Source organism: Endozoicomonas sp. SESOKO2 (assembly GCF_024606245.1).
Taxonomy (GTDB): domain Bacteria; phylum Pseudomonadota; class Gammaproteobacteria; order Pseudomonadales; family Endozoicomonadaceae; genus Endozoicomonas_A.
In genome coordinates this window covers 1-8,097 of the sequence record NZ_JAHHPQ010000151.1, presented here as the reverse complement: position 1 = coordinate 8,097, position 8,097 = coordinate 1, and the positions used below count along the sequence as shown (strand labels likewise).

The 8,097-nt window shown below is 51.1% G+C and carries 7 protein-coding genes; 1 reads left to right on the top strand and 6 read right to left on the bottom strand.

The genetic code is table 11. The annotated features are described in order from the left end of the window. The coding region (locus tag KDK17_RS03705; protein WP_257274885.1) for a hypothetical protein at positions 1-549 on the bottom strand (549 nt) is incomplete at its 3' end. A 125-nt stretch (positions 550-674) separates the two neighbouring features. After that, a complete protein-coding gene (crcB, locus tag KDK17_RS03700) occupies positions 675-1,088 on the bottom strand; it encodes a fluoride efflux transporter CrcB (RefSeq protein WP_257255591.1) in 414 nt (137 codons plus the stop codon). 225 nt (positions 1,089-1,313) lie between these two features. Between crcB and KDK17_RS03695 the strand changes: the two genes are divergently transcribed. After that, on the top strand, positions 1,314-2,021 hold the full coding sequence (locus tag KDK17_RS03695; RefSeq protein WP_257287373.1) for a class I SAM-dependent methyltransferase: 708 nt from the start codon (positions 1,314-1,316) through the stop codon (positions 2,019-2,021). A gap of 30 nt (positions 2,022-2,051) precedes the next feature. On the opposite strand, the gene KDK17_RS03690 is transcribed toward KDK17_RS03695, so the two are convergent. From KDK17_RS03690 to KDK17_RS03675, 4 genes are all read right to left on the bottom strand, one after another. Then, positions 2,052-3,320 (bottom strand): replication-associated recombination protein A, encoded by a 1,269-nt coding sequence (locus KDK17_RS03690; RefSeq protein ID WP_257274347.1) that lies wholly within the window; start codon positions 3,318-3,320, stop codon positions 2,052-2,054. A gap of 62 nt (positions 3,321-3,382) precedes the next feature. Next, complete coding sequence (gene lolA, locus KDK17_RS03685; RefSeq protein WP_257255588.1) at positions 3,383-4,033, bottom strand: outer membrane lipoprotein chaperone LolA; 651 nt, start codon at positions 4,031-4,033, stop codon at positions 3,383-3,385. A gap of 69 nt (positions 4,034-4,102) precedes the next feature. After that, positions 4,103-6,553: a DNA translocase FtsK gene (locus KDK17_RS03680; protein ID WP_257287372.1), complete on the bottom strand. Its 2,451-nt coding sequence runs from the start codon at positions 6,551-6,553 to the stop codon at positions 4,103-4,105. A gap of 83 nt (positions 6,554-6,636) precedes the next feature. Next, positions 6,637-7,767 (bottom strand): C45 family peptidase, encoded by a 1,131-nt coding sequence (locus KDK17_RS03675; protein ID WP_257287371.1) that lies wholly within the window; start codon positions 7,765-7,767, stop codon positions 6,637-6,639. Positions 7,768-8,097 lie beyond the last annotated feature (330 nt).

The following is an 8,097-nucleotide window of genomic DNA, read 5'->3' as shown; positions in this document are numbered from 1 at the left end:
AAGTCGATTGGATGGAAACTCTCTGAAACTGTTCTGCACAGCTTCCTGAATCAGCGCCTCCATTGAGTCCATGCGATCTTCAGCCAAGACACCCTGAAGCATGACCGGCCGGAAGTGGAACCAGTGAGCAACATCCAGAGATTCCTGCATGGATGGCGCATTGCTCAGTGCCTGCAGGAGATGAAACATGGAACGATCACTGCCAAACAACTCCTCATTACCACTGATTTCCGCAACAGTATGCCGGGCGGCCTGTTGGATCAGCCTGGTGAGTAGCTGCTGCCGGGCCTCTGTCTGATTGCCTGGTGCAGAGTAACCTTCCAGCCACTGATCCAGCTCATAGCGGTCATAGAGTCTTCGTACAGAAACCATGATGGCTCTTAAGAGTCTCTCGTTTTCTTCCGCAAAGACGTAGTCAAAATAAAGACGATTGACACTCCGCTCAGCATTCCTGAAGGCTTTCTGCTCGGGTGAATCAACACTACTCCAACAGGAAGAAACCAGTATCAAACTGATAAAAACAGACCCAATAATTCGAAAAAGATACATCCTATACCTCCTTTTCACTAACGAATTTTTTCTTAAATTTTTTTTCCCTAAAGAATTGAAAAGTCTAGGACAATCGACTGGCCGGTACAGAAAAAGCGATAAATGGTTGAGTTTGTATTCAAGCTCTAAAGTGCCCAGCGGATACCCTGATAACCCAGCCAGGTGCCCAGCAAGCAAACGAGCACACTGCCAAGCCCATAGGCCAGGGCTGTCAGAAACTGATCAGATTGAAGCAACCTCATCAGATCCAGAGAGAAGGTTGAAAAGGTAGTCATGGCTCCCAGAAAGCCGGTCATCACAAAGATTTTCCAGGTCGGTGACAACATGGCTTTTTCTGCCAACAGGTACCAGCAAATACCCATGAGGACTGACCCCACAAGGTTAACTGTCAGAGTCGGATAATGATGCAGATGAGGATTACGGGTCAGCACAAACAGCTCATAGACAAATGCCCTCAGAACGGCTCCCAGTGCACCACCTGCAGCAATGGCTATCCAGTGTGTAGCTTGCATCATAATTCCTGTCTGTTTTCTGGTCACAGCCTTGCCTCTGACATCATTCGGTCAAATTTTATGACTTACAATTAAGCCATCTCAGGCAAAACCAGACTTGTAGAGTTATATTTTCGCCAAGATACCATGAGTTCCAGGGGATTAGCAGTAAGACAAACAAGTCAACCCACTGGACAGACACCCCTGACCTGCTTCAATAATAGTGGTCACCCCATCTTTGGTTTCATCATCAGAGCACATCCCGGTAAGCCAATGAAACATCGTTCAGAAGTCGATATTTTCAATGAGCAATGGCAGTGCTACCGCTGGCTGGTCGATAACAATATCATGGGTCACCAGCAGCTGATGCGTCTCGCCACCCGTAAACTCAGACAGCACTTCGGTCATCAGGCAGTTCATTTGCTCGATCTGGGTTGCGGCGATGCATCACTGGCTGCAGAGATGACCCGCGAGCTATCACTGACCTCCTACACTGCGGTCGATCTTGCTGAATCTGTGTTAGCCATGGCCAAACAGAACATGAGGCAACCCGGTGTCGATGCAGAGTTTTTTCTCAGTGACATTTTCGCCCCCCTGCCGGTTAACGGCTCCTACAACCTGATCTTCAGCAGCTTCGCCATTCATCACGGCTCCCTGACGGAAAAACAGGCACTTTTCTCGGAACTCAGGAATAAGGCCGAACCCGACACCCTGTTTGTGCTGATTGATGCCATAAGGCTCGATCATCAGAGCCGGGATCAATACATCGAGAAGGTTGGCGAGTATTTCAGAAGTATCCCGGCACTGCAAAGTGACTGGCAGAACATTGTTCTGGATCACGTCAGCCAGTGTGACTTCCCGGAAAGTATTGCGCAGCTCTGTGAAATCGGTGAGCAGGCCCAGTGGCGTCTGTTGGAACATCAGATAGTGAAAGAGCTGCCAGACTATCCGGCAGCATTCATGGTTTTTCAGGCAAAATGAATTACAGAGCGGTTACCTGTTAGCAGCCTGCTAGCGACGACGAACAGGGCTCTGCTGATTCCATTGCGCCAGTTTCTCAAGCTTCTCCCGAATCTTGATTTCCAACCCGCGATCATTGGGCTGGTAGTACTTTCTGGCTTCCATATTCTCTGGAAAATAACATTCACCGGCTGCATAGGCATTGGGCTCGTCATGGGCATAGCGGTATTCAGCCCCATAGCCCAGAGATCCCATCAGTTGGGTGGGGGCATTTCTGAGATGGTTCGGTACGTCAAAGGAAGGGTTGCCTTTGACGTCGGCCATTGCAGCCTTCCAGGCCAGATAGACAGCGTTACTCTTCGGAGCACAGGCACAATAAACAGTGGCATGGGCCAGCGCCAGCAAACCTTCCGGGCTGCCCAGCCGTTCATAGGCCTGCCAGGCATTCATGGTCATTTCCAGTGCTCTCGGATCAGCATTACCAATGTCTTCGCTGGCAATCGCTACCAGTCTGCGAATGATATAAAGCGGATCGGCACCGCCATCCACCATTCTGGCTGCCCAGTAGAGTGCGGCATCGGGATCAGAGCCTCGCACGGATTTGTGAAATGCTGAAATCTGATCGTAAAACGCATCACCGCCCTTGTCGAAGCGTCGGCCACTGTCAGCCAGAATCTCCGACACTGTTGCCGCTTTAACCTGTCCATCTTCACTGAGATCTGCCGCTACTTCCAGAATATTCAGAACTCTTCTGGCATCGCCATCGCCATAACGCACCAGGATATCCTCAGCTTCAGGCTCAAGGGAAACAGGACTGTCCTTATAACCCCTTTCGTCTGATAACGCCTGATGAAGCACTTCCCTGAGCGCATCGTCCGTCAGGGGTTTTAACACATAAACCCGCGCGCGGGAGAGCAAGGCGTTGTTCAACTCAAAGGAAGGGTTCTCGGTAGTCGCACCGATAAATGTGATAGTGCCATCCTCAATATGGGGCAAAAAGGCGTCCTGCTGGGACTTGTTAAAGCGATGCACCTCATCCACAAACAGAATGGTTTTCCGCTGACGGGCCATCTGCTCATCCCGGGCTCTGGCTACCGCAGCCCGAATGTCTTTGACACCGGAGAGCACTGCTGAAAGCGTTTCAAAGTGGGCGTCGCAGACACCGGCCACCAACCGGGCCAGAGTGGTTTTTCCAACCCCGGGAGGGCCCCAGAAAATCATGGAGTGAATAGCACCCTGCTCCAGGGCTTCACGCAGAGGCTTGCCCCTGGCCAGAATGTGCTCCTGACCCAGGTATTCGCTCAGGTTGCGAGGCCTCATGCGTGCGGCAAGTGGCTCATATCGGGATGACTCGTCATCAAACAAACCAGCAGAATACACCGTTAACCCCGAGTCTCATCAATCACATCAAAGCCTTTGGGAGGGCTTACCTCAAACAAGTTGTCATTCAACTGTGTGTTTTCTTTGACCTTGGAGAACTGAATCCTGCGCTTGCCACCCAGAGAATCTGACAATGCAATGGAGACCAGCGTCCCCTGGCGAAAATCAATATCCAGCTTTTCAAACAGATCTGACTCCTCTTTGGGTGTCAGGGTGTATTGCTCATTCCGGCCCTTGCTGTAGACAGAAACGTTGTACTGTTTCAGCAGCTCACGGGCATTCCCTGTCAGCAGTTTGGCTGGCGTATTCGCCATGCGCGCATCCTGCTTCTGGATGATCACTTGCTGGAGTTCACGATCGACCATCCACACTCTGTTGCCGTGGGCAACGATTTCCTGTTCAAAAGGTTCCCTGGTTACCCAGCGAAAAAGATCAGGGCGTTTCATCTGCATCTCACCGGATTCTGTCTGGGTACGACCATCGGAAGAGACGGCTTCCTGCCGGAAATGAGCGCTCAGACTTTTCAGGGACTCCAGCTTTTCTGCCAGAGACTGAGAGGCTTTCTCGTCGTTCAGACCTTTGCTGACATCCACTGTCTTCACTGATTGAGCCGTCAGGGTAGTTGCCGGAGCATTACCCGGCGGGACGGCCATCACCTGCAACGAGACACTGAAAACAGCTGTAATTACAGTTACTTGAAAAACTTTCTTAAACACTCAACATTAACCCTTCACGGGAGGTGGTGCGATCACCTCACGATTACCATTATGACCTGCCGGGCTTACCACGCCGGCTACTTCCATCGTCTCTATGATACGGGCAGCACGGTTGTAACCGATCTTTAATTTACGCTGCACTGACGAAATTGATGCCCTGCGGCTTTCAGTCACAAAAGCAACAGCTTCATCATAGAGGGCATCCTGCTCTGAATCTTCGTCCAGCCCACCACTGATAGCATTGCCGTCAGAAGCCGTCTCTGCGCCACTGAGAACAGCATCCACATAATCAGGCTGGCCCCGTTTCTTCCAATCGGCTACCACTCTGTGCACTTCATCATCGCTGACAAAAGCACCATGAACACGAATAGGAACACTGGTGCCCGGCGGCAGGTAGAGCATGTCGCCATGACCCAGCAATTGCTCTGCCCCGCCCTGATCAATGATGGTGCGGGAGTCAATTTTACTGGACACCTGGAAACTAATGCGAGTCGGAACGTTAGCCTTGATCAGGCCCGTAATGACATCCACCGAGGGACGCTGAGTTGCCAGTATCAGATGGATACCCGCAGCACGGGCTTTCTGGGCAATCCGGGCGATCAGCTCTTCCACCTTCTTCCCGACAATCATCATCATGTCGGCAAATTCATCCACCACCACCACAATAAAAGGCAGCGCTTCAAGCTCAGGGGCCAGATCACCGAGGGTCATGGCTTCATAGAATGGATCACGAAGAGGTTTACCGGCGGCCTTCGCTTCTTTGACCTTTTTGTTATAGCCAGCAATATTTCTTACCCCCAGGGCCGCCATCAGCTTATAGCGACGCTCCATTTCCGCCACACACCAGCGCAGGGCATTGGCGGCTTCTTTCATGTCGGTCACGACGGGAGAAAGCAAATGAGGAATACCGTCGTAAATCGACAGTTCCAGCATTTTTGGGTCAATCATAATAAGACGAACGTCTTCCGGCCCTGACTTGAACAGCATGGAGAGCAGCATGGCATTAACGCCAACCGACTTACCTGAACCGGTGGTACCCGCCACCAGCAAGTGCGGCATTTTTGCCAGATCCACCACCACCGGCTGACCGGCAATATCATGTCCAAGCGCCAGACTGAGTGGCGATGCTGCTTTTTCATAAGCTCTGGAAGCAATCAACTCGGCAAAGAATACGGTTTCCCGGTCGTCGTTCGGGATTTCGATGCCCATCACTGACTTGCCGGGAATCACTTCAACGACCCGGACACTGACCACAGCCAAAGAACGGGCAAGATCCCTTGCCAAATTGGAAATCTTACTGGCCTTAACACCCGGCGCAGGCTGAATCTCATAGCGGGTAATCACCGGGCCCGGATGCACAGCCACCACTTCAGCTTTGACAGCAAAGTCTGCCAGCTTGGCTTCCAACAGCCGGGAGACAATATCCAGCTCTTCCTGTTTAACGCCGTTGCCATGATCCTGGATTTTGTCGAGTAAGCCCACTCCGGGAAGTTCACCTTCCGGTGGAATTTCAACGACGTTCTCTCCGACAGCGAAGGCCATTTCATCGGCTGCAGCGATATTCCGGGCCACGGCCATTTTGCCGACTTGTTCCTCTGACTTCGGGGCCGGGAGAACCAACACAGGCTCCTGGCGCTCTCCGGGGGAAACGTCGACAGGCTCCTGAGCAGGTTTGGGCTGTGCTGCCCCCTGAAAAGCCTCACGATCCAGTTCGCGCTGCTCTTTCCATCTGGCGATACGAGACTTGACGACTTCTGCCAATCCGAAAATACCCTTGCCCAATTTGGCAAATGCTATCTTTAACAACCGACCGGTAGCATCCAGCACCTGAAACCATGACAGATGGGTATACAGAGTGAATCCCACCAGAAAAATAGCCAGCAAAATCAATGTACTGCCGATCAGATTAAAAACAGGCAGTGACTGTTCCATGATCATTCGACCCAGAATACCACCACTCCGGGCAGGCAGGCTTTCACCCGCTCCTTCCAGATGAATAGCGGCTAATGCTGCCCCTGTCGCCAGAGCCAGCAGCAAACCCAGTGAGCGCATGACAAACCAGCCGGGCTGCCAGTGCCAGGCACTGTATCGATACCGGAAAACCAGCACCGTTTTAATGACCAGCAGAACCGGTATCCACCAGGCGAAAACACCGAACAGGGAAAACAAGACATCACTGAACCAGGCTCCCGCTTTGCCTGTGCTGTTTGCCACTTCTCCTTCATACCCGACATAACTCCAGCCGGGATCAGTAGGGCTGTACGAAAACAGCGCCAATGCAGTAAAGGCAGCCAGCACCAGCAGGAATAACATTCCCGCTTCCCTGAATCTCAATACCAGAGCACTGGCTTGGGCAACCTCTTCGCCTGAACCCGAGTCACGGATACCTGTTATGGCTCTGGGCACCGTCTTTTCTTTGGCGGCTCGCTTGCGCTTCTTGGTGATCGTTTCGGACATTAGACTCCCGTTTAATCTCCTGACAGTCTCATCAATATGTGCTCTTTGCAAAGAGCAACTCATGGTTATTTCAACATACCATGCTACTCACACATGATCCCAGCATTGAGACTACCAAAACAATAGCTCTCAAACCCCTGCTCGGGGTCATGCCCCTCTCTCAACAACATTTGTCGTTTACCAAGGTCCATCATCAGGGTCACCAGAGTGCCTGCATTCCCGGTCAGTTCGTGATAGCTGTAGGGCCTCAAAACCGGGAAAGGTTTTTCATTATTATCAAGCAGTTGCCTCATAGTCTTAAGATTCAGTTCAGGATTATACAGTAATTCATCCTGCAGTCTTTTGAGTCGGGTCTCAGTGCAAGGCTTTGATGACGTCGGTTGAGCCTGACCTGACTGAAAGTAATGATTGGTATGCAGATAAGTATCCTGTTCCGTAGATTGGAACCAGGGCTCATCAGGTGCCAACTCCACCGCTATCGTTTCATTTTTGTCCGCTACAATGATGTGACTGGCTTTGCCTGCCCCGTTCGTCCGGATCAGGGAACGGGCTTCCTGAAGACTTTGAGATTCCAGCAACGCCCTTAGTAAAATGTGAACAGGTAAGCCGGTCAGTTTTTGAGTGGCGGGCAGAATATTCAGACAGACACCCAACCCCGCAGAGTTCATTCCAATTTTGGCCAGCATGCCCGGCTCAGTCATGGTCAACAATCGGTGACCGTTTTCGAGTTCAATATCCGCCAGAGCCAGGTGGCCTGCCAGTGCTTCAGCCCAGTCCCAGTTCTGCCCTATCAGCCCCTGCCCGGGGAATGCCACAGAAGAACACTCGATGGGAGAGGACATCAGCTCACTGCGGGCATTCATGCAATAGATCCAAAAAGGCTCAACGCCTGCGGCCTCTGCAATGGCATCCATTTCCTCTTTGTAATGAGGCCGGAATGACAGAACCTTCTGCATCAGCAGATCAAGATGAGACTGCAATCTTTCCCTGTCTTTAAGAAAACGTGACCGGTAGTAATCCAGCACTTCGCTGATTTCTTCACGCATCTGCTCGCCATGAATGCGCCCCCGATTCCTGGCTGATCCATTTAGCACCAGTTTTTTCATCAATACGAGCCCCGAAAAATCCCGATTCAGTAACAAACCACTGCTCAGTGGTCTTCTCTTGACGCTCTTGGTCTCCGTTCTTGTGCCGGCTTCCGTGGAAGATAACACAATCGTGACCTGCTTCAACTTCATGCTTGACATAGAGCAATGAAGTTATAATCTGGATGAGTGGCTTAACAGACAGGCCACGGTATTAAAGATACTCACTATATCCAGTTATGGACTGTCCGGACCCGGTGAGTGATTGGTTCACCAGAACGACCCTATTCAGGAAATGATTCCGAAAGCCTTGAGCACAGAAACCGTTTTTCCTCTCCCTTCAAAATAAAAAGAGAGATAAAAATGTTTCAAGGTAATCAATACTTGGAGACCTATTTACCATGCAACAGAATAAACTGTTTATAGGTAACCTTCCTTTCAGCAGTGATGAAAGTGACC